This window comes from Moraxella sp. K23 (assembly GCF_041154765.1).
GTDB lineage: Bacteria > Pseudomonadota > Gammaproteobacteria > Pseudomonadales > Moraxellaceae > Faucicola > Faucicola tetraodonis.
On the sequence record NZ_AP031595.1, the window covers coordinates 887,692 to 912,632 of the forward strand.

Here is a 24,941-nt window from a genome sequence, read left to right on the forward strand (position 1 = left end):
AAATATGAATAATAGTTTTAAAATTATGCGTAAAATCTATAAAGCTACAAAACTATAAAATTATAAAGCTAAAAAACAAAGCTATAACACTATAAAGCTATTTTGGGCAGTGCAAACACATGATGACCTTAAAACAACTTCAATGCTTTATCACTGTGGTGAAGACCGGCGGATTTTCTCATGCTGCCGAGACATTGAGTTTGACGCAGCCGACAGTCACCAAAGCCATTTCTAATTTGGAAGATACGCTGGGCGTGGCGCTCTTTGATAAGCAACTGATGAGCCGCAAGCGGGATATTGCGCTGACCGAAATTGGTGCATTGGTATATGAGCAGGCGCAGACTGTGCTGCAACATGTCGGCTACCTTGAGCAGACGGTGACGCAATATCAGCACATGGATCGCGGGCAGCTGCGGCTAGGGTTGTCACCGCTCGGGGGTGAGTTGTTGAGCGATGCGATTTTTGAGTTTTATCAAACCTATCGCCATATTGAGCTGTCGTTGCTAGAAGATGGCGCAGAGTCGTTAAAACAAGCCTTGCTCGATGATACGCTTGATGTGTGTACCTTGATGCAACCGATTGAAGAGGACTTTGATTATATCCCGGTATGCGATTATCCCATTATGATGGTGGCACACCGGCAGCATATGGGCAATACCATCAAACAAGTGACTTTAAAATCTTTAAAAAATGCGTCGTTGATGTTGTTTGCGTCCCATTCGTCATTTACCTCAATGATTGTCGAAGAATGCCAAAAACTTGGCTTTGAACCCAATATCATTTGCCACACCAACCAATGGCAACTACTGACGACATTGTTGAAAAAAAACATGGGGGTGACGCTACTGCCCAAATATTATACCGATAAACTCGATGACAAACAGCTTGTTTGCCTGCCGCTCGTCCAGCCCAATTTGACTTGGCAAATGGTGATGGCATGGCGAAAACACCGACCGCTGACCCCAGCGATGCAAGCTTGGCTAAACATAGTACAGCGCCAAGCTAATAATAAAATTTAATGGGAAAGTTTAATAGGAAAGATTAATCGACAGGTTATAAACATTTGATAGACCTGCTTAGAGTCTCGTGTTACGGCTTTGTGTTACAGCCTTGTGTTATAGCCCCGTGCGTTAATGCTTTTTGATATATGGAATTTACCAAATGGCGTTAGACACCGCAAGATCACTGCCGTAAAATCATTCAACAATATCTCAAAAAAAGGGAATACCTATGCTACAACAACCTGATGATCACTACACCGCACCCGCCAACCTTGGCACAGCGGTATATGCCAACAATGCCGATGCGATTGGTAACACGCCGCTGGTCCGTCTTAACCATATCATGCCACAGGGGGTGACCGTGCTTGCCAAAATCGAAAGCCGTAACCCGGCGTTTTCGGTCAAATGCCGAATTGGTGCGGGCATGGTGCAAGCCGCCGAGCAAGCAGGGTTATTAAAGCCAGGTATGCAAATCATCGAGCCGACCAGTGGCAACACGGGGATTGCGTTGGCGTTTGTGGCAGCAGCCAAAGGGTATAAAATCACGCTGACCATGCCAGCTTCAATGAGTATGGAGCGCCGTAAAGTGCTGGCTGCGTTGGGCGCACACTTGGTGCTCACTGAGCCTTCGCTAGGTATGAAAGGTGCAGTGGAAGCTGCGCAAGAAATCCATGACAACCATCCTGGCGAATACTTTTTGCCGCAACAGTTTGATAACCCTGCCAACCAAGACACCCATGTCAAAACCACCGCACCTGAGATTTTTAATGCCACAGCGGGCAAGGTCGATGCGCTAGTCGCAGGCGTGGGTACAGGCGGGACGATTTCGGGTATCGCTCGTTATTTTAAACAAATCAAACATCAGCCGCTTTATACCGTCGCGGTTGAGCCTGCGGAATCACCGATTATTACCCAGACACGTGAAGGCAAACCTATTACCCCAGGTCCCCATAAAATCCAAGGGATTGGCGCCAACTTTATCCCAAAAAATCTTGCGCTTGATTTGCTTGATGAAGTCATCACAGTAACTGGCGATGATGCGATTGCATGGGCAAGAAGGGCGATGACCCAAGAAGGTATTTTATGTGGTATCTCTTGCGGTGCAGCGCTGCAGGCGACGTATCAACTAGCAAGCCGCCCTGAGATGCAAGGCAAAACCATTGTGGTTATTTTGCCAGACAGTGGTGAGCGTTATTTAACCAGTGTGCTATTTGATGGTATCTTCACTGGCGAAAACTTTAATTAACAAGCTTTCATGAACGATAAAAAAGGGCGTTAGTTAGCCCTTTTTTACTTTATTTTTAATTTAAAATATCTATAAAATCATCGGTTGAATAACCCAAATATTGTCATCAACCCATGACCCATAACGAATAACCCACAATTAATAGCCTAAGCGAATTTGCTAATCATTGCCACTCATTTTTTTCAAGTCATTTTTATTACCGACTTATTTTTATTGCCAAGCCATTTTTAAGCGTTTTTGCTGACGTAATAAACGCGTTCCTAACAGCACTGACGCCAATCCCAGCGCTGCAACCAGCGCGATCCAAAATCCTTTAGCACCCATATCGGTATGGCGCACCAAATAGGTACCCAGCGGAATCGCCACTACCCAATAGCAAAACAAGGTGATAAACATCGGCACTGTGGTATCTTGCATACCGCGCAAAATCCCCGCAAAATTGACCTGCCAGGCATCAAACAACTGATACACGGTGGCAAACCATAACAACAGCGCGGCTTGCTGAATCACTTGGGGATTTTCACTAAAGAAAGTTGGCAGCGTTTGCCGAAAAATGGCAGTTAACAACATGCTAATCACCGCAAATGACGTGGCTACGGCAATGCCAATGAGCTTGATACGTTTAAGCGCTCGGTAATCTTTGGCGCCATAGCGATTAGACACCATGATGGTGAGCGCCATCGCGACTGAAAACGGGAACATGAATAACTGCGATGAAATCGTCAACGCTACCTGATGGCTTGCCACCGCGATTTCACCCAGTGGGCTGATGATAATGGAAGCTAGACTAAACGCGCTCACTTCAAAAAAAATCGACATACCAATGGGAATACCGATCGATAATTGCTGACGCAACTGAGCAACATCCATGCCAGCAAAATTGGCAAAAAAGCGTTGGTTGGCAAAATCTGGCTGGGGGCTCAAAGTCAAATAGCTTACCAACATCAATAAATTTATCCATAACGCAATCCCAGAGGCAAAACCACAGCCTGCGCCGCCCATAGCAGGAATTAGCACAGTTTCACCGAGGGTGACGCCATGAATAAACGCATAGCTAAGCGGCACATTTAAAATCAAACCAATGAGGCTAATCACCATGACCACGGTGGGATGTTTTAAGCTTTCGGTGTAGCAGCGCAGCGAGGTGTATAGACAGACTGCAGGAAACCCAAAAGAGATACCAAACAAGAATTTTTGCGCGATGTGCTGAATATCCTTCGGTACCTTCATCCAATCAAACAAATAATGCAGCTGATTGACCAGCACAAACCCTATCATACCGATGATAAGCGCCAGCCACAGCGATTGTTGGGTAATAAACGGCACTTTTTGTAGTTGCTGCTGACCAATCGCTTCCCCAATCAATGGCGTGGTGGCAAGCAAAATACCAACTGCTAGCAAAAACGTGGGCATCCAAATACCCGCGCCGATTGCCACGCCCGATAAATCTAGCGCGGAGACTTGCCCAGCGAGTAAGGTGTCGACCAAGGCGAGCCCTGACTGGCAAATCTGGGTGATTAAAATAGGTAAGGTCAAGACAAATAATTGTTTTAAGTCTTGACGAGCAATAGCTGACAGCATGTAATGACCAAATATTCGTTGAAAATTCAATAAAGGCGGCAGTTTAACAGATTTTGTGGCATGATTTTTTATTGTTTAATTTATTGTTTAACAGGTCAGCAAATTAACAGGTCAAAAAAGTTAGCGTTTGATTGTAATAGCATCAACATAAAAAAGCCTTTATCAAATGTCGCTACAATTTGATAAAGGCTTTCTTCAACAGTAGCTTTTAAAGCGCTTTAATCATGGCTTGATAGCCTGTCAGTTTATTAGTCGCATCAAAGGTTTGTACCACAAACGCATAATTGGCTTTGGTGGCATCCACAAACGGTGTAAAAGTAGTGCCGTAGGTTAATTGGTTAGTGCGTACAAAACCCATACCGCGGTCAGTGGCTTTATCCAAGTTGATTTGGGTGACAAGCGTGCGAGCCGTATTAGCAGGCGCAGTCCAATTGAGGTTTAGGGTACTACCTGTCCCCGTAATGTTAACGCCTAAATTGCCGACAGTAGCAGTGAGTGGCAATACTTTAAAATCGCCATCGCCGCCTAAGGTATAGTTGACATCACAGCCGTCTTTATTGTCAGATAATTCTCTGCCAAAATCGACACCGACCTGATAACTATATTGACCATCCCAATAATCGCGATTGCTATCATAATCGCCATTAAATGGCATGCCCGCCACAGAGGTTTTTAATTCGTCAAACTGTAAAAATTTAAGAACCGTATTATCAAATTTTGCTGCTGGGTCGAGTGTGCCAGACAGCACACCACCCATCGCTTCGTCAGTTTTAATAGCGTTTTTTTCTGTGGTTAAGGTGTTTGGGTCTTGGCAAGTTTTTTGTTGATAGCTCATTTGACCATACACTGAGGCGGCATAATCATTGCCAATATCAAAATACACCACACCCAGGTCGCTATCATTGGGCTCGTTGTCGTTGTCTTCTACAAAATAGCCAACATACAACCCTCCTTTACCGCCTTCTGGGGTGATTTTGTCCAAAAAATTATCTAAGCTGTCTTCGGGCAAAAAGATACTTTGTAAAATCTCTGCCATGCTTTTTTCTTTATTGGTTAATTTATCCTCGACTTTTTTATAGGCATCGCGGACATCCGTTGCAATGTTTTTATAACTATCGTTGGCATCGTTTAGGGCATTGTCGACAGTCTCACTACCTGAGCCGCCACACGCAGATAGGGCGATGGTGAGCGCAGTTAGCATGCCTATTTTATAAGACGCTTTTTTACAAGGTGCTTTTTTATAAGGCACTTGGGTATATGACATGATGACAATCCTCGAGAATAAATAAAATAGCAATAACAAATAGCGATAAATTATTAAATAAAATCAAAATAAAAGTTTGGGGCTATGCTACCATTGTTATTTTTTAAAGTATAGCCAAATAGTAACGATTATCATCAAAAAATTATTGGCTATAGCGTGTTAAATTATCAATCAAATGAATTAGTTACTGATTAATGCCAAATCCAAACCTTATCCCTTTATCGCTTTATATCCATATTCCTTGGTGTGTTAAAAAATGCCCGTATTGTGATTTTAACTCACATGAAAGCCGTACACCGATTGATTTTGAAGGCTATGTCGATGCCTTATTAGAGGATTTAAAAACCCAGCTAAGCTTTGTACAAGGGCGCAAGATTGCCACCATTTTTATTGGGGGCGGCACGCCATCGCTACTGCCGATTGCGCAATATCAGCAGCTTTTTGCGGGTATCAATGCTCAGTTAACACTGACTCACGATTGTGAAATCACCATGGAAGCCAATCCTGCCACCGTGGAGCATGCGCCATTTCATGAGTATTTAGCGGTCGGTATCAATCGGTTGTCGCTTGGCGTACAAAGTTTCCAAACCCAAAAACTTGCTACCTTGGGGCGGATTCATAACCCGCAGCAAGCGCTTTTAGCCATTGCCAATGCCCAGCAAGCAGGGTTTAAAAAGTTAAATGTCGACTTAATGCATGGCTTGCCCAATCAGACATTGGCAGATGCCCTGAGCGATTTGCAGCAAGCGATTGATTTGGGCGTTTCGCATATTTCGTGGTATCAGCTCACCATTGAGCCCAATACCGTGTTTTATCGCAATACACCGATTTTGCCCGATGACGAGATATTGGTGGACATTTTTGAGCAAGGCGCTCAGCTTTTGAAGGCCAATGGATTTGTGCAATATGAAGTGTCCGCATGGTCAAGGCAGGCGGATTTTCAGCCCAGTCAGCATAATCTCAACTATTGGCAGTTTGGCGATTATCTGGCGATTGGGGCAGGCGCGCATGGTAAAGTTACGCGGCCTGATGGCATTTACCGGTTTAGCAAATCCCGCTTACCAAAAGATTATAGGGTTAATCAGTCGGCGATAGGTTGGCAAGCCATCGAGCCGTCTGATTTACCGTTTGAATTTATGATGAATGGGCTGCGGCTAAAAAATGGCGTACCCAAAAAGTTTTGGATAGAGAGAACAGGCTTGGCATGGTCAGTCATTGAGCCGCAATTGATAAAACTACACAATCGTGGTTTGGTTGAGTTAAACGGTGACCATATCCACTGCACAGCGCAAGGGTTTTTATTTTTAAACCAAGTGCTGCAAGAATTTTTACCGGATGACTAACGCTTTGACGGTGCATTTGATTGAATTTATGCACCGCAGCCTTATTTAAGCGTCAATCAATTAAAAAAAGAGAGTAATATGTTTACCGATACCCATGCGCATCTAAACCGTTTGGATTTAGAAAAATATCAAGGTGATATCCGTCAAGTCTTACAAGCCGCCAAGAATGCCAATGTGCAGCGGATTATGGCGATTATGTGTGAGCTGGATGAATACGATGCTATTTATGAGATTATCAATACGAAAATTGACGGGCTAACGTTGGGGATGAGTGTGGGCGTGCATCCGTGCGAAGACATTGCCATGCTAAAAAGTGCAACGGTTGAAACACTTGTTGAAATGGCAAATCAGCCGCATGTTTGGGCAATTGGCGAGACAGGGCTTGATTATTATTGGTCAACAGAAAACAGCATAGAGCAAAAAGCGAGCTTTGCCCGCCATATTCATGCGAGCCAGCACCTAAAAAAACCCATTATCGTCCATACCCGTGAGGCCAAGCACGATACATTGGATTTATTAAAAGCAGAAAAAGCCGAGCATGGCATTATTCATTGCTTCACAGAAGATTATGACACTGCCAAAAAAGCCTTGGATTTGGGCTTTTATATTTCTTTATCAGGGATTGTGACCTTTAAAAACGCCACTGAACTACAAGCAGTAGCGAAAAAACTGCCTAAAGATCGCATTTTGATTGAAACGGATAGCCCTTACCTTGCGCCAGTGCCCAAACGCGGTAAATCTAACGAGCCTGCTTTTGTGCCCTATGTGGCCGATTTTCTCGCCAAGCATTATGATATGCCAATGGATGAGTTCGCGCACTTAACTCACCAAAATTTTGACACATTATTACATCAATATGCTTAAAAATAGTTAACGAAATCTTTATACTTTGTTAAGTAGGTAATAAAATTTATGTGATAAAACATTTGGCAATGACTCATCAGTCATGTATCATACGTAGCAACCTTGCTCTTATGTTGCTAAGCGAGATTAGTAAGCAAAGTTACTATGCAAGGTTATTAAGCGAGCATTTTTTTATCATTTAACAGTTGTGCGTAGATGGGTTGATGTAACGGGTCTCGTCAACAATAGGGGCTACTAGAACAGACTGATGGAGTAATCAATGAGTCGTCAACAACAATTCAAAAATCGTGAAGCAGTCATATTAGCAGTTGCCGAGCAGTTGCTATTAGAGTCTGGGGAAGGTGATATCACGCTAGATAGTTTAGCCGAGCAGCTAGACTTAGCCAAAGGTACGCTCTACAAGCATTTTACCAGCAAAGATGAATTGTTTTTACGCATCATTATCCGTCATGAGCAACAACTACTTGCGCTGAGCGAAGTCGGGGATTGTCCTGCCGCAGGCGTGGCACGTCTTACGCTGTTTCAACTGATCAATCCGCAAAAAGCCATATTACTCAACCAAATCGAAGAACGCTTAGCCAATTCTGCCGTAGGGCTTAATAAGCTTTTTTCGCAGTTGTATGAAATTCGCCGTGAACGCATGAAGCGATTAATCAATACCACGGCTGAATACCTGCAATCGCTACACAGCACCATGAGTACCCGAGACTATCTGTCAACCATTTGGGCGATGGGTCAAGGCGGTGCAGGACTGCTGAATTCTAGTTTTTATCAACGCTATCTCGGTCGCCGCGATACTTTACGTTTTGCCTTGGTTCAGCATATTTTAGACATTCCCAAGCAATACCCTGCTGCGGTACAATCAGTCGATGCGCCTACTGGGGCAAACCCACCTAGCGTCGCTACTCATACAGCAAATTCACAGACTGAGTCAAGCCTAACGCCGCGCAATGTCAAATAATAGTAAATGTCAAATAGTAGATGTCAAAGAATACTAGTTAACTATCATCACCCCCGGTTAAGCTTTATAAACTATCCCTATTTTGTCTGAGTGCATGACGATGCGATTGCTGTTTGGTCGGTCTTGTAAAACTTTCACTCCCGCACCCAGTGCGATGGGTGGGCAACAAGGTTTTACCTTAATAGAAATTATGGTAGTCATCGTCATTTTATCTATTTTTGCTGGGATGATGAGCTTATCGGTAGGGGGTAGTGAAAATCGTAGAAACACGGCGTTTTATGAGCGTCTGACCAGTAATCTTAATTATGTACGCTTGTTATCAACGGAACGCATGCAGCCCTATGGGTTGGCAATAAAACTGCCGCAAAATGACGCGCCCAATCAGCTGGTGGTGGTTAAATTAGAAAACGCTTTTACTAATGCTCAAAGTGCTGTTCGCAATGCCAATGCCGCAACAACCTCGCAACCTGCGCCCCCACAATGGGTGATAGAAAAACAAATCGCACCGCTAGATGTGCCAGACAACCTTGACGTCAAAATCCGCCCACTGGATAATCCATTTAACACCACCGCCGCCCAAAATACCCAACCTGCCGCCAACTGGTTAAGCGGCAGCGAAGCACCGCCTGTGATGTGGTTTGGGACAGGTGAGGCGACACCGGTGCAAATCAGCATCCAAAAAACCAATGCCGACAAACAAACTTTTGTGGTTGGCAATCCCATCATCGTCAACCAAGCTGGGGCAATCGAGGTGGCAAAATGACTGTGGCTACCTCAAATAGACTGGCTATCAGACAGCATCAGCAAGGATTTACGTTACTTGAAGTCATGGTGGCGTTAGCGATTTTGGCGGTGGTTGCGATATCAGCCAGCCAAGCTAGTCGCAGTTATGTGCAATCTGTGGATAACATGAAAACACGAACCTTTGGCTATTATGTGGCGCAAAACACGCTGGCAGAATTACGAGTACAAAAAACTTGGCTCACCGCATCCGATACTCGGCAAATCACCTCGCAAGGCCGTCAATGGCAAGTGGTTATCTCACCGCAAACCATACAAACCAGTCAAGGCTTTGCCCAACCCATTCATATTCGCGTAGCACCTATTGTCGATGGCAGCGCAAAAAAAGACGTGGTGGATATTGATGCGGTGCTGGTAAAGGATATGGGGACAACGCTGTGAGCCCTTTTTTTATTTCTTCCTCTGCTGCAATAGCACCGCATAAAACATCTCAGCAAGGCTTTACCTTAATTGAACTGATGATTGCATTGGTGATTTTTGCGATGCTGGCATTGGCGGGATGGCAGATTATGGATAGTCTGACCAAAAGTCGCGAGCGCGGCTACCAACATCAAAAATCATTATCACAGCTCGATTATGCTTATTTACAGCTGTCGCAAGATTTGGCACAAACCAGTAATTATGTGGCAGTGCCAATCCTGTCAGCGACTGACAATAATACGGCATCGACCAATAGTGACGCTATGACGCCAACTTTCGTATTAAATGCGTCACAAATGAGTTTTATCCGTTTTGCCGCGCCCGATCCGCGTTATCAGCCGTCACCTATGCTAGCAAAAATACAATATTCGGTGGCGGGGGAAACACTGACAAAACGGCGTTTTTACCAGTTAGACGACAACAACGAAAACCCTGCAACCAGTGTATTATTGACAGGTATCAAGGATGCCAGTTGGCGAGCATTGACGCCTGACGCGGTGAGTGTTTTTCCAGATGAAGCTACCCTGCAAAAAGTTCAGCAAATACAAGCGAAAAAAAACACCCATCAAACGGCGAATGCTGCAACCAATCCGATTCCTAACACGCTTAATAATGTAACAGATCAAAATGGCAATTTGCAAAACAGTATAGATTTAACGCCTTATCAGCAGTTACCACGCGGCATCGAGCTTAGTTTTAGTTACCAAGGCGAGCCGATTACTTGGCGATTTGCGTTACCCAGTACACCGCCAAACGCGCCCAACCCATAATGCAATCAAATTTTAGCAAATACACCATGCCAACAAACCGCCCTCTGTCTAAAATTTTTGCAAATGTTACTATAGCAAACCCGCCATATCGGCATGGGCAACAAGGGATGGCGCTACTGACTATTTTGTTGTTGGTGGTGGCGATTACCATCGTGGCAGGCAGTATGCTTGCCAATCAAAAAGTGATGATTCGAGAATTTGAGCTAACCAAAGGTCAAGGGCAGCTTAGAGAATATGCCTTGGCAGGCGAAGCTATGGCGACCAATTTGATCGCGCAAGACAGCCAAGTCAACCAAGTCGATAGTTTGACAGACGCTTGGGCAAAACCCATAGCTGAGCAAACCATCAATCAAGCCAAAGTCAACATTAAAATCGACGATGATGCCAGCCGTTTTAATATTAATAACCTGTATCACGATGGCAACGTGGACGATACGGCACTGGCTTTTTTTCAAGCGCTGTTACAAGCCAATGGCTTATCGCCCAACATTGCGATGGCGGTGCTCGATTGGCAAGACCCAGACAGTGACACCCGTGCCGATGGTGGCGCAGAAGCAGCGTATTATCAAAGTACGGGCAAAAAAATGGCGATGGGTATTGCCAACCAGCCTTTTACCTCAATCAATGAATTGCAACATGTGCGCGGTATGGATAGCGAAGGATTGCAAAAATTAGCGCCTTACCTGACCGCAGTGCCATACTATCTGCCCATGAATATCAACACAGTGAAGCCCGAACTATTAAGCATACTGGTGAATTTACCTACCGAAGCCAGCGGCAACTATCCGCAAGGCTCAAACCGTTCGGACAGCGATGGCAACTCACAATCTGGGCAAGACACTAGCGCAGCTTCAAATGTGGCAGCTACCCACCAAATCGACGATACGGCAATTATCAATTGGGCAAATGCCCGAGAAAACAACCTACCGGTGCAAAACTTGAGTCAACTGTGGGCCCTGCCAAGTTTTGCCCAGATTGACGAGCGTAACAAAGCACGCATCGCCAAGCTGTTATCCACCCAAAGTCAAAGTTTTCACGTCGTTGTCAGCGTCAAAAGTGACGACAAGCAGCTTTTTTTGCATAGCCAAATTGCTAAGATTTTACCCAAAGCTGACAATGACCCAGCGCCTGCTTCTGGTGTGTCAGCGACAACCATGCCAGCACCACCTAACATGCAAAATGGCACGCAAAATAACACGCCACCACAACTCATCACTTACAACCGCCAATTTTTACCCTTTGCCCAATAATGCTGCAGCGCAATAAATTGGCTTCAAAATTCTTAGTTATTTTATGTTTATTTTAATCAGTTATTTGTTGCTGGCGTATTCTAGGGTAAAATAAGGGGTTTTTCTTGGGTGTTGTTGAATGACGATGGGGCAGAAAATGGGCACAAAAGCGTTGTCAACACAACGGATACACATGCAACCTAGATGTAACCTAGACGCATAAATTGGATGAATAAATTGGGTGAATATAGATGAATGTAATCGAGCGCTATTTTGGCATAGATGGCCGCAATACAACGATAAAAACTGAAATTCTGGCAGGTCTGACAACCTTTTTGACCATGGCTTATATTATTTTTGTCAATCCCGACATGCTGGCAAAAGCTGGGATGGATAAAGGGGCGGTATTTGTGGCGACGTGTCTAGCCTCAGCGCTGGGCTGTTTTTTGATGGGATTGATTGCGCGTTTGCCCGTGGCATTGGCACCTGGCATGGGTCTAAATGCGTTTTTTACCTTTACCGTGGTCTTGGGGATGGGTAAAAGCTGGCAAGTGGCGTTGGGGGCGGTATTTATTTCAGGCTTGCTCTTTGTGCTGATTAGTGCCTTTAAACTGCGTGAATGGATTATCAATGCGATTCCCTATACCCTTAAACAAGGTATCGTGGCAGGGATTGGGGCGTTTTTAGCATTTATTGCGCTTAAAAGCTCGGGCATCATTGTGGCGAGTCCCGCTACGTTTGTGACCATGGGCAAACTCACCGATTTTGGTCCTGCGATGGCGATTTTGAGTTTTTTTCTGATTGTCGTATTTGTGCAGCGTAAAGTCCCTGCGGCAGTGATGTTGTCAATTTTGATTGTGACGGTGATTAGCTTGTTGGCAGGGGAAACCCATTACTCAGGGATTGTATCAATGCCGCCATCGATTGCACCGACGTTTATGCAGTTAGACATTGCAGGTGCGCTTGATGTGAGTATGGTTAGCGTGATTTTTGCCTTTTTATTTGTGGTGTTATTTGATACATCAGGCACATTAATCGGCGTGACCAAAAAAGCCGGGTTAATGTCTACCGACGGTCAAATCCCGAATCTAGGTAAAGCTTTGTTTGCTGATTCAACGGCGGCTGTAGCAGGGTCATTGCTAGGTACTTCATCGGTAACGAGTTATGTAGAAAGCACAGCCGGCGTGGCAGCAGGTGGACGCACCGGTTTGACCGCGATTGTAGTAGGTGTGTTATTTTTATTGGCGTTATTTTTTGCGCCATTGGCTGGGATGATTCCTGCGTATGCGACGGCAGGGGCGATTTTTTATGTCGCGGTATTGATGTTATTTACGCTGCGTGAGATTGATTGGGATGACTTGACCGAAGCGTCACCTGTCGCGGTAGTGCTGCTGTTGACGCCGCTTACTTTCTCAATCGCGGATGGGATTGCGTTAGGTTTTATTACCTATACCATTGCCAAATTGGTGAGTGGGCGTTATAAAGAAGTTAGCCCTGCGGTTTGGGTGTTAACGGTGATTTTATTGGCAAAATTGATTTTTTTGAGTTAATCAATGGCTGAGCAAAAAAAACCATCTAGCCGAATTGGGTTAGATGGTTTTTTATTTAATTTTGGTCCAGAGTACCGCTGTCTATGTGAACCCATGAACTGTAACGTTCAGGGTGGGTATGGCAACCACTCTTAAGGCTTCCTGAATCATCGCAGCGTAGCTGGATGCAGGCTTGCACAACAAGTGAAAAGAACGCATACCCTTATATAAATTATCAGCTCAGGTAAAACCATAAACTGGCGAATACCCCAGATGCACGCATTGTAGCAGATTACCTAAGATGATGCAAAAGCTCGCTCGTTAATTCAATGATTGATTAAATTAATCAAAGTTGACGGTCAAAATACCATTGAAATCGTCAACACACATCACAAGGTTTTTGCTCTCATCATATCGCTTAGCAGTTAACAGTTAACAGGCTTAGCATTTAACAGGCTTTGCAGTTAACAGAATGACGCAAAATCTGGGTTAAAGAGATGGAGCGAGCTATGCTATAATTTTCAAAATTTTTTTAATACCAGTTTTGTATTTTCCTTATTTTAGCTTTTCTAGAGGCAACAATGAATCAAGCGTCTAACTCGGTTACCCATCAATCGACGGTTAAAAAAATCCCCCATGTGTTGATGATTTTAGATGGTTTTGGACATCGCGAAGATCAGCGTGATAATGCGATTGCCGCGGCGCACACCCCAAACCTTGATTATTTGTATCAGCATTATCCCCATGGGTTGATTTCAGGATCAGGTGAAGACGTGGGTTTACCCGCAGGGCAATTTGGTAACTCTGAAGTCGGGCATATGAATTTGGGTGCAGGTCGTATTTTGTATCAAGACTCTACTCGTATTCATAAAGAAATCCGCGAACAACAATTTTTTAGCAACCCTGCATTAACCGAAGCAGTGCAGCTTGCCAATGACCGACAAGCCAATGTGCATATCATGGGATTGTTATCCGACGGGGGAGTTCATTCGCATCAAGATCATATTGTCGCGATGGTGGAGCTGGCATTGCAGCAGGGTGCAAAGCAGGTCTTTATCCATACATTTTTGGACGGCCGTGATACGCCACCTAAAAGTGCGGACAATTATGTTGCACAATTACAACAAGCGCTTGCCACGCTTAACGAGCAATATGAGGGCACGGCTTATTTGGTCAGTCTTATTGGTCGCTATTTTGCAATGGATCGGGATAAACGTTGGGATCGGGTACAGCAAGCGTATGATTTGCTGACCCAAGCCAAAGCAGAACGGGTGGTGCAGTCAGGCGCTGAGGCGATTAGCGTAGCGTATGGCGCAGGTGAAAGTGACGAGTTCGTCAAACCGACTTGGGTGCGTTATGCTAACCAAAACGCTGACTTTGGTACTATCCAAGACAATGACAGTGTGATTTTTATGAATTTTCGTGCCGACCGCGCCCGCGAAATTAGCCAAGCACTGGTTTCAGCTGATTTCGATGGCTTTACGCGTGAAAAACTGCCAACGCTGTCAAAATTTGTGATGCTGACCAAATACTCCGATGAATTACAAAACAATGACGTGACCAGTATCGCCTTTGAACCGACATCGCTAACCAACACATTGGGCGAGTATTTGCAATCGCAAGGTAAAACCCAACTGCGCATTGCTGAAACCGAAAAATACGCGCACGTGACTTTCTTTTTTAGTGGTGGGCGCGAAGCAGAGTTTGAAGGGGAGCAGCGTATTTTGGTCAACTCGCCTGCGGTTGCTACGTATGATTTACAACCGGAAATGAGTGCGCCAGAAGTCACTGAAAAATTGACCCATGCCATCAATTCGGGCGCGTATGATGTACTGATTGTGAATTATGCCAATGGCGATATGGTAGGGCACACCGGCGTGTTCGATGCCGCTGTCAAAGCTGTCGAAACGTTAGATAACTGTGTGAAAACCATTGCCGATTGTGTGATTGCCAATCAGGGGCATTTGCTGATCACCGCTGACCATGGCAATGTCGAGCAAATGCAGGATTATGATAGCGGACAGGTGCACACCCAGCATACCACAGAGCTAGTGCCATTTATTTATGTCAATGAGCAAGCACCTGACACCGTGCACATTCGCACGGGTGGTAAGCTATCGGATGTCGCGCCAACACTATTGGACTTAATGCACCTTGCCAAACCTGCCGAAATGACAGGTGAAAGCTTAGTCGTAGCAAACTAACAGTTAATGGGTACAACTATCCTATGGTAACGCAGCGTCTCAAACCACTATCCAACCTTACGTTCAAAAGACACGTTATCGTGCTGGCATTGTGGGGGATAGGTTCATTGAGTTATGCTGCTAGCCGACCGACTGTCAGTGCGCCTGTCAAACCAACTGTTACTTCTGCCGCCTCAGTTGCGGCAAAAAACAATAAAACGGCATTAAAACCTGCAATCACTCAGGCGATTGCAGGTGTCAATCCTACTGCCGTGCCCGTTAGTGTGGTGAATGCACATGATGGTATACCCGATGGCGCTGATGACGACAATTTGACGGATGACGGCGCTGACGATGGCGGGGAAGTGGATATTACGTCAACCACGCCTATGGTGACTAATCCCGCCACTCAGCCAAATCCAGCGACTCAGCCCATCGCGCCAGCCTCTGGGCAAATCCAGCAAGTGGCGTTGGGGGCGGTATCACCCGTCACGGTCGAAAAATTTGTCAAAATGATTGATATCATCCGTCAAAACTATGTGACGAATGTCGATGATGAATCCCTGTTTGCCAACGCGATGGCAGGCACTTTAGCTGCGCTCGATCCTTATTCTGAATATCTGGATGCAAACGCGTTTGAAAACTTAAGGTTGTTTACCGAAGGCGATATTGGCAGTATTGGCGTGAGTGTGAGTTTTCATGCCGATGTAGATAGCTGGGTGTTTGATGACGTCCTCCCCAACTCGCCTGCTGCAAAAGCGGGTATTCAGCTTGGCAATTATTTACATCAAATCAATGATAATAAGCTAGACAGCACCCGAACCTCGCAAGATGTCGATCAGCTGCTGACAGGCATCGCAGGGACGACGGCTCGGTTGTTGGTATCGGATAAAGGTCGTCGTAAACATCTGGTGGTGGTGCAAAGAACCTTGGTCCAACAACAAGCCATGAGTGCCAACATCATTAATGGTATTGCGGTGGTGCAAATCCCTGTATTTCAAAACAATACTCAGCAGCAATTTTTAATGGCACTTACCAAATTAAATCAGCCGTTTAACGTGCTGGTACTCGATTTGCGCAATAACCCAGGTGGCGTGTTGTCAGCTGCCAATGATATCGCAAGCTTATTTATGAACGATAAAGTGGTGGTGGAGATTAAAAATCGTCAGGGCATACAAGAGGTGATGCGCACGCACGGCAAAGCCCAATTTGCCGACTTACCGCTGGTCGTGTTGCAAAATCGTTATTCTGCTTCGGCGGCTGAAGTATTAGCCAGTGCGCTACAAAACAACCAACGTGCCAAGGTGTATGGCGAAACTAGCTATGGTAAAGGCTCTATCCAAAGCATTGTACCCATTAATGACAACGAAGCGGTAAAGCTAACGGTCGCTCATTATTACTCAAGTAAAGGCGAGAAAATTGATGGCGTAGGCGTCAAACCCGATGTGACTTTGACGGGTGCAGAAACGGGTTGGCTAGATCAGGTATTAGCGGATTTGCAAACCACCAAACGAAGCAATCAATTTTTACTTAAACCTACGCCAACGCCCCAGTCTTTCTAAGCTAATCACCTAAGCAGTCACCTAATAACCTCTCATATTTATCATCGGGTGGAATTTATTTTACAATTCATCTTCCATAAAAAATTGCGGATCGACGGCATCCAAATCACGCACATCAAGTTTGGTATAGTGTTTTTTGCAGAAATTTGGATCCAATTTGCACATCGCACTTTGCAATTCATCAAGGCGTGCTTCAGACTGGCGAATGTGCTCGAGCATTTTGATAAAAGTCATTGCCACAGGGTCTTGGGTATTGGGGTCAATCCCATATTGATGAAAAACGCCCGCTTGCTCTAACTTAATTTTATTGCAATCATCCTCATTGGTAGCGGAAGTATTAATATAGGTTTGTTCAACCGCTTTCATCTGCTCAGCATCGGTTGTTTTTTCGATGACGGTTTTTTCGATATAGTCGTCAGCTGGGGTTACCCCATTATTTGCCAAGCTATCAAGCCCCATTTGCTCTGCTTTGGCTTTATCATGAATCAAACGCGCGGCACCGCCTACCATGGTCGCACCGGCAGGCACTTCTTTGACAACGACAGCATTGGAGCCGATTTTGGCATATTTACCCACGGTAAATCCGCCTAATACTTTGGCACCTGCACCGACAACCACGCCATCTTCCAGTGTGGGATGGCGTTTGCCTTCATTTAATGATACCCCACCGAGCGTGACGCCATGATACAAGGTAACATCATCACCTATTTCAGCGGTTTCACCAATGACCACCCCCATGCCATGGTCAATAAAGAATCGACGCCCAATTTTTGCTGCAGGGTGAATCTCAATCCCGGTCAAAAATCGATTGCCAAAGGATACAAACCGTGCCAAGCCTTTGTTATTGTGTTGCCACATACTGTGGGCGACACGGTGAATCAATAGCGCATGGACGCCAGGATAAGTCAACAGCACTTCAAGGGTGTTACGTGCCGCAGGGTCACGGTCAAATACCGCTTGGATGTCCTCTTGTAACTCTGCTTTGATGGTCTGGGTCTTTTTGGATAAATTTTGGATGACGGACAACATACTGACTACCGATTTTAAAAATTTTAAGTGATTATGATATCACGAACTCATCAATTGCTTGAAAATTTTAAACAAGCTTAGGATTTAAGTAATTTTGCGATGGTGGCTTGCAGTAACTGATATTCTTTGATATCAAGCTGTAATCTACTAAGCAGTCGATTAATACGCTGAGGCATCACTTTAGATTGGGCAGGGTTGTAGATATCTAAATTCTCCAGCAATGCCAACAGCCTATTTTCTAGCTGTAAACGCTGCTCATTTGAGATAGGCGGCTCATCCCACTGCTGGCGAAAAGTCAAATCAATGGATTTTTCAGCCGTTGTTTTTGCTGTCAATGCCAATTCGGCAGTTTCGTAAAAAACGCTGGCAATCACTTGAACCGCAGCTGCCACATTTAACACCCCATACTGCGCATTGGCAGGAATTTGAATATGGTAGTCGGCCAATTGCAGCTCTTCATTGGTCAAACCGCGATCTTCACGACCAAACACAATAGCAAGTTGCCAATTGCGATGCGCAGAGTCTGTCATTAAATCGCCAAGGTTTTGAAAATTAGTGACCATCAATTCAGCCGCTTGTCGGGGCGATAATACGGGTCTTGGAATATGGCGTTGGCGACTACTGGTAGCAATCACCCAGTGGCAATCTTGCAAGGCTTGCTCAAGGGTGTCACAAATAGTCACAGTATCTAAAATTGCTTTGGCACCTGCGGCATGGGCATAGGCATCTTCATCAATCGGTAGTTTGGGCGCCACTACCGTGAGCTGCGTCAGACCCATGGTGTGCATGGCGCGCGCGGCAGAGCCGATATTGGCAGGCAAGGTGGTATTTACCATCACAATGCGAATACCAGCTAAAAATGCTGCAAGGGTTGAGAAGGGTTGCTGGGGAGCGTTAGTGTCAGTCGTTACCATGGGTCGTCAAATTTTAGCCAGTCGTTACGCAATAAGTGATTGTATTTGGTCATTCACTGCATGGCATTCCGCTTTGATTTCTTCAATCAATTGTTGGTGTTGATTGATATGACCCGTGCGGCAGATTTCTTGCAGTTTATAACAAAGTTCGGTCAGCTCGGTAGCGCCAAGGTTAGAGCTAGCGCCTTTTAAGCCGTGCGCTGCATTATACCCCAAACGGTTGTCTAAGTTAGCATACGCTGTCTCCATTTCCGATAAACGTTGTAAGCTATCTTGCATATAAGTATGAATCAAATCGACAAAATCTTCGTCAAGTAACGCTCTTAATTCTTCAAACTGGGGTAAGCTGATATGGGATGGCTGAGTCATATGAGTTTCCTGTTGATGGGACATTAAATAAAACATCATTGATTAAATTTGATTGGCTTATTTTAGCCCATATCTCATTGAATTTTATCAAAACTTTGATGAAAGTCAGTTTAAAGGATACAAACGTTTATCGCATGATGGTTTTATCGGCCAAATTCACCAAAATCAGACGCTAACTAAAATGTAAATGCAAATCTTCTTCATTGACCAAGCTTTTGAGTTTGCCAAAATTCTCTTCTGTCGGCACAATTTGCCAATGCGTTGGCATATTAAGATGGGCAATCGCATAGTCGTTATACACACATAGATTAATCGGTACCCCTAATTGCGCCGATGCATTGGCGGGCTGATTGTCCACAAATTGGGCATTGTCGGCAGGGTGATTCAACTGATGCGATAAGTAATGAATTGTTGAGTTATTGGCGGTCGCTAACAATTGCTGTATCTGTTCAAACAGTGCCATATCATGACCTGCAATTTTGATGCTGATTTTTTTGAGCCAGCGTTTGCGCGCATCGGTTAAAGTCATTACCTCTTGTAGGCTGGCATAAAACGTGCCATCGCGTTCACGAATAGAGCCGTCGATAATCACCACGGTTTCGACTTTAAGCTTATCTTTGACGCGGGCAAAACGCTCGGCATAACAACTCACTTCGATACGACCTGTACCGTCATCTAAGGTAATCACTGAGCGATTACCAAAGTTTGCCACATCGAGTATCAAGCCTGCAAAAAATACGGTTTCGCCATAGCTGGTTTCGCTTAAATCGCCCAATGTCTTTGGCGTATAGCGTTTTAACTCATCGCGATAACTATCAATCGGGTGACCAGTGAGATAAAGTCCTAGCGTGTCTTTTTCGCCTTTTAAGCGTTCAGCATCTGTCCAAACAGGCTCACGGGGCAATGGGGGCGGCGCAGTGACTTCTTGTATATCGCTAAACAAATCAATCATCCCTAGGCTGTCATTGCTGCGCTGTTGCTCGGCTGCCTGTACCGCTTTTGGTAATTCGGCAAGTAACGCGCCACGGATGTGATAAGCTTCATCCGCAGGCAAATCAGGTCGTAATTTTGGCGCAAAACTATCAAAACAGCCTGCTTTAACCAATGCTTCAAGGGTGCGTTTATTGACTTTTCGTGTGTCAACACGGCGGCAAAAATCATACAAATCAGTAAACTCACCGCCCGCGTTTCGCGCTTCCACAATAGACTCTACGGCACCTTCACCGACACCTTTAATACCGCCTAACCCATACACAATGGTCGTCGGGTTGATCGGCACAAACGCCCAATTGGAGTGGTTAACACTGGGGTTTTCTACTTTTAAACCAAAATTTTCGCGGCAATCATTGATAAAAAACACCACGCCATCAGTATTATTCATATCCGAGGTGATGACCGCCGCCATAAATTCGGCAGGGTAGTAGTGTTTTAAATAGGCGGTTTGATAGGCTAACACACCATATGCCGCTGAGTGTGACTTGTTAAACCCGTAGCCGGCAAATTTTTCCATCAAATCAAACACGCCACCTGCAAGTTTATCATCGATGCCCTGATCAATTGCCCCTTCCACAAAAATACTGCGCTGTTTTGCCATTTCTTCAGGTTTTTTCTTACCCATCGCGCGGCGTAGCATATCGGCACCGCCTAGACTATAGCCTGCCATCGCTTGTGAGATTTGCATTACCTGTTCTTGATAGACAATCACCCCATAGGTATTTTCCAGTATCGGCTCAAGTCGGTCATGGTCATAGATGACCTCTTCGCGGCCGTGTTTACGGTCAATGTACATATCGACCATCCCGGCATCGAGTGGACCCGGGCGGTACAGCGCACACATGGCGATAACGTCTTCAATATTGGTCGGTTTAAGCTTGGCCAAATATTTTTTCATGCCGGTACTTTCAAGCTGGAATACAGCCGTGGTATGGGCATCTTGTAGCAGCGTATAGGTGGGTTTATCGTCTAAGGGTAAAGTCTCAAGATCAAGCGGCGGCTGTTGCTCTCTAGCGCGGCGTGCATTGATATTTTTAACCGCCGCATTAATCACCGTTAAATTGCGCAGACCCAAAAAGTCAAATTTTACCAAGCCAACTGCTTCCACATCGTCTTTATCAAACTGACTGACGGGATGACCCTCTTCATCACAATAGATGGCGCTATAATCGGTAATTTTGGTCGGCGCGATAAGTACGCCCCCTGCATGTTTACCAACGCCCCGGGTAATCCCTTCGAGCCGTACCGCCATTTCCCAAATCTCATTGGCATCTTCATAATCCATGTTGTCAGGATTGTTAAGCAAATCTTTGAGCTGCGGTTCAGCTTCAACCGCTTCAGCCAGCGAAATACCTGGGGTTTTGGGGATAAGTTTGGAGATTTTATCAGCAAGACCATACGATTTACCTTGAACGCGCGCGACATCACGCACCACCGCTTTTGCCGCCATCGTACCAAAGGTGATGATTTGGGATACTGCTTCTCGTCCGTATTTTTGCGCCACATAATCAATGACGCGGTCGCGCCCTTCGATACAAAAATCGACGTCAAAGTCTGGCATGGATACCCGCTCAGGGTTTAAAAACCGTTCAAACAGTAGGTCATATTCTAGCGGGTCTAAGTCGGTGATATTGAGCGAATACGCCACTAATGACCCCGCGCCTGAGCCACGACCAGGACCTACAGGCACATCATTGGCTTTTGACCAGCGGATAAAGTCCATCACGATTAAGAAATAACCGGGGAAACCCATATTCAAAATCGTCGTGAGTTCAAACTCCAAACGCGCATCATACGGCTTGCGTTTTTCTGCCCAACTGTCGTCGCGTTTTTCGATGGGGTAGAGTTTCTCAAGGCGTTTTTCTAGACCTTCTTGGGCGGTGCGCCGAAAGAAAGTTTCAATGGTATCGCCTTCGGGAATGGGGAATTCGGGTAAATCGTGATGACCCATAGGAATAATGACGTTACAGCGTTTTGCCAAATCCAAGGTGTTATCAATCACCGCTGGCATGTCACTAAACAGGGCAGTCATCTCATCTTGGGTTTTTAAATACTGCTCAGAGGAATAATCACGTGGGCGATTGGGGTCGGCAAGCACTTGCGAATTGGCGATACACACCCGTGCTTCATGCGCTTCAAAATCATCTTCTGTTAAAAAACGCACGTCATTATGGGCAATGATAGGCACATCAAAGGTATTGGACATGCGAATGGCTTGCTCGATAAAACGGTCTTCGTTGGCGCGTTGGGTGCGTTTAATGGCAAAATAGACACGATCGGCAAATATGGTTTGCCATTGTTGTAGTAGGCTATCGGCTTTTTCTGGGTGACCTGATAACATGGCTTGACCGACGTCTGATTTTTCGGTGAACAGCACAATCACCCCTTCACTGCGCTCAAAAATCCAGTCACGCTGAATAATCGGTTTGCCCATTACTTGACCATCGACAAAGCCCTTTGACACGATATTGGTCAAATTCTTGTAGCCGATTTGGTTGCTGGCAAGTAGCGTTACTGTCGTACTATCATTTTCAAGCAAAACCTCTGAGCCAATAATTGGCTTAATGCCGGCATCCAAGCAAGCTTTATAAAATTTGACTGTGGCATACAGGTTGGATAAATCGCTAATGGCAAGCGCCAGTTGGTTATCGGCTTTGGCAGCTTTGACCAGCGCTTTGATGCGTACAATCGAGTCAGTGATAGAAAATTCGGTGTGAATACCAAAGTGTACAAATGCCATGGATTGCCTTTATCGCGGTTCGTCTTTAGCCCACTATTATACTATGAATTGCCAAACTGCGAACCTACAAAATCAGCAACAAAATGCCTAAAAAGTATCAGCGGATGCTAAGCATTTACGATTTAATATGCTAAAATAGCAGACCTTTACGCCTATAGCTTAACTGGATAGAGCAGTTGCCTCCTAAGCGACCGACGTGGGTTCAAGTCCCGCTGGGCGTACCAGTTTTTTTGACATCAAAACCTATAAAAATAAAAAAACCCAATAAAAAATTATTGGGTTTGGTTGAAAAAAGTAAAACTTAACTTAAACGTTTGGCATTGGCTGCCACGCGGCTATAAATAGGGTGCATCCCTTTTTCCAATACATGCAGGGCTTCTTGGTTGACAGCATAAAAGAAGTTTTCCAATGAAATCGGTTGACCCAAGCTTAATTTCATGCAATTTGAAAACATTAATTGCCCAATATTTTGCTGGGCAACGAGCGCTTGCCAAGCCATTTGCGTCCAAGATTCAAAAAATGCGATGGGTTTTTCAGTCACCATACGTTCCATTTCTTTCATTTCTTTGGCATTGTTGAGGGGGTTTTGTTTTGCCATCATATAGATGCGGCGCTGCATGACTTGTGGTACGTGAACTGAAAAATCTCCAGATTGCTGACACATTTTTTCAACTTTTTGGTTAATATGTTTGTAGGTAGCCATAAGGACTCCATTGATAACAACAGTAAAATACAGGATTGACAGTAAAGTGTAGTGCTATTATACACTGATTTAAATTAAGTTAATAATAGCAAACTCATTGGGTATACAATACTTACTTAACATTACCCAAATAATTAGATTTCATTTAATCAAACCATTGGTAATCGCTAACAATCATCCGCTTAATTAGGGTTTTAGTTGAACTCATTAACATGAGACTATTTTATCAACTTAACCATAAGCCCCATCCTTGGTAATAAATTCATAAAATATTAACTGATAGCTTTATCAGTGTTTATCAAAAGGTATAAAAATGACCATTCAAAGTCTTCCCTTAGTAATTACTTCGGGCGAACCTGCGGGCATCGGCATGGATATCATATTGATGCTTGCCGACAAACAGCAATTAAATTTGCCCAATCGCGCTGTCATTGTGTTGGCAGATATCAACGCGCTACAAGAAAGGTATAGTGAGCTCAAACAAAAAGGCGCTGTAAAACAGGGGTTGGTGATTCAACAGTTAGCGATGGATGAGTTACATGAGTTAAAAGATTTAGCGCAAATTGCTCAACCGTCAGCGCATGACACTATTTTGGTGGTGGATGTGCCGACAGCAGAACCTGTGGTAGCAGGGCAGCTAAATCCGCATAACGCGCGAATGGTCATCGCACAGCTGCAACTGGCGCATAAGCTCGCCATCAGCAAACAAGTCGCTGCAATTGTCACCGCGCCACTACAAAAATCGGTGATTATGACTGTGTTGCCAGATTTTATGGGGCATACCGAATTTTTTATGCAGCAGTCGGGGCTGGATAAAGTGGTGATGATGCTCGCCAATAACCTGATGAAAGTGGCGTTAGTCACCACCCATTTGCCCCTGCGAGCGGTCGCCGATGCGATTTCCCACGAAGAAGTGGCAAAAACCGTTGATATTGTCATCCATGATTGTCAGCAAAAATTTGGTCGTACTCACCCAAAAATATTGGTCTGTGGACTCAATCCTCATGCTGGGGAAAGCGGCTATCTAGGCAGAGAAGAAATTGACATCATCAATCCTGTGTTACAGCACTATCGCGATCAAGGTATCGATATTAGTTTGGCGATGCCAGCCGATACCTTGTTTACCCAAAAGCATATCGCCACTGCCGATGCTATTATCGCCATGTATCATGATCAAGGACTGGCGCCGCTCAAATCACATGGGTTTGGCGAAACGGTGAATATCACTTTAGGGTTGCCTTATATTCGCACCTCAGTCGATCATGGCACGGCGCTGGATTTGGCAGGGACAGGCAAAGCGAGTGCCGATAGTCTGTATCATGCGATTGGCTATGCCAATAACATGGCGACCGCGATTGCCCTTTAATCATTCTCACCGATAATTATCCTCACCGATAATTAGGCTCACAAAAAAAGCCAATCGTCATGGATTGGCTTTT

The 24,941-nt window shown here is 45.0% G+C and carries 20 protein-coding genes, 1 tRNA gene and 1 other RNA gene; 14 read left to right on the forward strand and 8 right to left on the reverse strand.

The annotated features are described in order from the left end of the window. Window positions 1–119 precede the first annotated feature (119 nt). Both ACAM37_RS03915 and cysK read left to right on the forward strand, forming a co-directional pair. Window positions 120–1,019 carry a LysR family transcriptional regulator gene (locus ACAM37_RS03915; RefSeq protein WP_369626623.1) on the forward strand — a complete coding sequence of 300 codons (900 nt, stop codon included), beginning with the start codon at window positions 120–122 and terminating at the stop codon, window positions 1,017–1,019. A gap of 211 nt (window positions 1,020–1,230) precedes the next feature. Further along, window positions 1,231–2,247, forward strand: coding sequence for a cysteine synthase A (cysK, locus tag ACAM37_RS03920; RefSeq protein ID WP_099834123.1), 1,017 nt, complete (start codon window positions 1,231–1,233; stop codon window positions 2,245–2,247). A 210-nt stretch (window positions 2,248–2,457) separates the two neighbouring features. On the opposite strand, the gene ACAM37_RS03925 is transcribed toward cysK, so the two are convergent. Together ACAM37_RS03925 and ACAM37_RS03930 are read right to left on the reverse strand one after the other, a co-directional pair. Further along, entirely contained in the window at window positions 2,458–3,828 is a 1,371-nt protein-coding gene (locus ACAM37_RS03925; RefSeq protein WP_369626624.1) for an MATE family efflux transporter, read from the reverse strand. Window positions 3,829–4,036: 208 nt separating this feature from the next. After that, on the reverse strand, window positions 4,037–5,092 hold the full coding sequence (locus ACAM37_RS03930; protein WP_369626625.1) for a hypothetical protein: 1,056 nt from the start codon (window positions 5,090–5,092) through the stop codon (window positions 4,037–4,039). A 194-nt stretch (window positions 5,093–5,286) separates the two neighbouring features. Here ACAM37_RS03930 and hemW point away from each other — a divergent pair, with 194 nt between their 5' ends. From hemW to ACAM37_RS03970, 8 genes are all read left to right on the forward strand, one after another. Continuing rightward, the gene (hemW, locus tag ACAM37_RS03935; protein ID WP_369626626.1) at window positions 5,287–6,435 is read left to right on the forward strand and encodes a radical SAM family heme chaperone HemW; all 1,149 of its coding nucleotides are present in this window, start codon (window positions 5,287–5,289) and stop codon (window positions 6,433–6,435) included. Between the two features lie 78 nt (window positions 6,436–6,513). After that, the gene (locus ACAM37_RS03940) at window positions 6,514–7,299 is read left to right on the forward strand and encodes a TatD family hydrolase (protein ID WP_369626627.1); all 786 of its coding nucleotides are present in this window, start codon (window positions 6,514–6,516) and stop codon (window positions 7,297–7,299) included. Window positions 7,300–7,558: 259 nt separating this feature from the next. Then, entirely contained in the window at window positions 7,559–8,260 is a 702-nt protein-coding gene (locus ACAM37_RS03945) for a TetR/AcrR family transcriptional regulator (RefSeq protein WP_369626628.1), read from the forward strand. Between the two features lie 100 nt (window positions 8,261–8,360). Continuing rightward, complete coding sequence (locus ACAM37_RS03950) at window positions 8,361–9,023, forward strand: pilus assembly FimT family protein (RefSeq protein ID WP_369626629.1); 663 nt, start codon at window positions 8,361–8,363, stop codon at window positions 9,021–9,023. Further along, window positions 9,020–9,442 carry a type II secretion system minor pseudopilin GspI gene (gene gspI, locus ACAM37_RS03955; RefSeq protein WP_369626630.1) on the forward strand — a complete coding sequence of 141 codons (423 nt, stop codon included), beginning with the start codon at window positions 9,020–9,022 and terminating at the stop codon, window positions 9,440–9,442. The genes ACAM37_RS03950 and gspI overlap by 4 nt, the downstream gene beginning before the upstream one ends. After that, on the forward strand, window positions 9,439–10,251 hold the full coding sequence (gspJ, locus tag ACAM37_RS03960; protein WP_369626631.1) for a type II secretion system minor pseudopilin GspJ: 813 nt from the start codon (window positions 9,439–9,441) through the stop codon (window positions 10,249–10,251). The genes gspI and gspJ overlap by 4 nt, the downstream gene beginning before the upstream one ends. Window positions 10,252–10,277: 26 nt before the next feature. Continuing rightward, on the forward strand, window positions 10,278–11,501 hold the full coding sequence (gene gspK / locus ACAM37_RS03965; protein WP_369626632.1) for a type II secretion system minor pseudopilin GspK: 1,224 nt from the start codon (window positions 10,278–10,280) through the stop codon (window positions 11,499–11,501). A gap of 230 nt (window positions 11,502–11,731) precedes the next feature. After that, a complete protein-coding gene (locus tag ACAM37_RS03970; RefSeq protein WP_060995436.1) occupies window positions 11,732–13,030 on the forward strand; it encodes an NCS2 family permease in 1,299 nt (432 codons plus the stop codon). 59 nt (window positions 13,031–13,089) lie between these two features. Here the strand turns inward: ACAM37_RS03970 and ssrS are convergent. Then, a non-coding RNA gene (gene ssrS, locus ACAM37_RS03975) (6S RNA) lies at window positions 13,090–13,288 on the reverse strand. A gap of 302 nt (window positions 13,289–13,590) precedes the next feature. Here ssrS and gpmI point away from each other — a divergent pair. Both gpmI and ACAM37_RS03985 read left to right on the forward strand, forming a co-directional pair. Further along, window positions 13,591–15,213, forward strand: coding sequence for a 2,3-bisphosphoglycerate-independent phosphoglycerate mutase (gene gpmI, locus ACAM37_RS03980; protein ID WP_369626633.1), 1,623 nt, complete (start codon window positions 13,591–13,593; stop codon window positions 15,211–15,213). Window positions 15,214–15,236: 23 nt separating this feature from the next. Continuing rightward, a complete protein-coding gene (locus ACAM37_RS03985) occupies window positions 15,237–16,754 on the forward strand; it encodes a S41 family peptidase (RefSeq protein WP_135888957.1) in 1,518 nt (505 codons plus the stop codon). A 60-nt stretch (window positions 16,755–16,814) separates the two neighbouring features. Here ACAM37_RS03985 and cysE read toward each other — a convergent pair whose 3' ends face one another. The 4 genes from cysE to dnaE form a co-directional block, all read right to left on the reverse strand. After that, complete coding sequence (gene cysE / locus ACAM37_RS03990) at window positions 16,815–17,741, reverse strand: serine O-acetyltransferase (protein WP_472826337.1); 927 nt, start codon at window positions 17,739–17,741, stop codon at window positions 16,815–16,817. Window positions 17,742–17,860: 119 nt separating this feature from the next. Then, window positions 17,861–18,697 carry an RNA methyltransferase gene (locus ACAM37_RS03995; protein ID WP_369626635.1) on the reverse strand — a complete coding sequence of 279 codons (837 nt, stop codon included), beginning with the start codon at window positions 18,695–18,697 and terminating at the stop codon, window positions 17,861–17,863. A 24-nt stretch (window positions 18,698–18,721) separates the two neighbouring features. Next, window positions 18,722–19,066 (reverse strand): Hpt domain-containing protein, encoded by a 345-nt coding sequence (locus tag ACAM37_RS04000; RefSeq protein WP_144917791.1) that lies wholly within the window; start codon window positions 19,064–19,066, stop codon window positions 18,722–18,724. Between the two features lie 172 nt (window positions 19,067–19,238). Then, window positions 19,239–22,799 (reverse strand): DNA polymerase III subunit alpha, encoded by a 3,561-nt coding sequence (gene dnaE / locus ACAM37_RS04005; RefSeq protein WP_369626636.1) that lies wholly within the window; start codon window positions 22,797–22,799, stop codon window positions 19,239–19,241. 148 nt (window positions 22,800–22,947) lie between these two features. On the opposite strand from dnaE, the gene ACAM37_RS04010 reads away from it, so the two are divergent. Then, window positions 22,948–23,023, forward strand: a tRNA-Arg gene (locus ACAM37_RS04010). A 77-nt stretch (window positions 23,024–23,100) separates the two neighbouring features. On the opposite strand, the gene ACAM37_RS04015 is transcribed toward ACAM37_RS04010, so the two are convergent. Then, complete coding sequence (locus tag ACAM37_RS04015; RefSeq protein ID WP_135888952.1) at window positions 23,101–23,502, reverse strand: hypothetical protein; 402 nt, start codon at window positions 23,500–23,502, stop codon at window positions 23,101–23,103. A 313-nt stretch (window positions 23,503–23,815) separates the two neighbouring features. On the opposite strand from ACAM37_RS04015, the gene pdxA reads away from it, so the two are divergent. Beyond that, the gene (gene pdxA, locus ACAM37_RS04020; RefSeq protein WP_135888951.1) at window positions 23,816–24,868 is read left to right on the forward strand and encodes a 4-hydroxythreonine-4-phosphate dehydrogenase PdxA; all 1,053 of its coding nucleotides are present in this window, start codon (window positions 23,816–23,818) and stop codon (window positions 24,866–24,868) included. The last annotated feature ends 73 nt before the right edge of the window (window positions 24,869–24,941 follow it).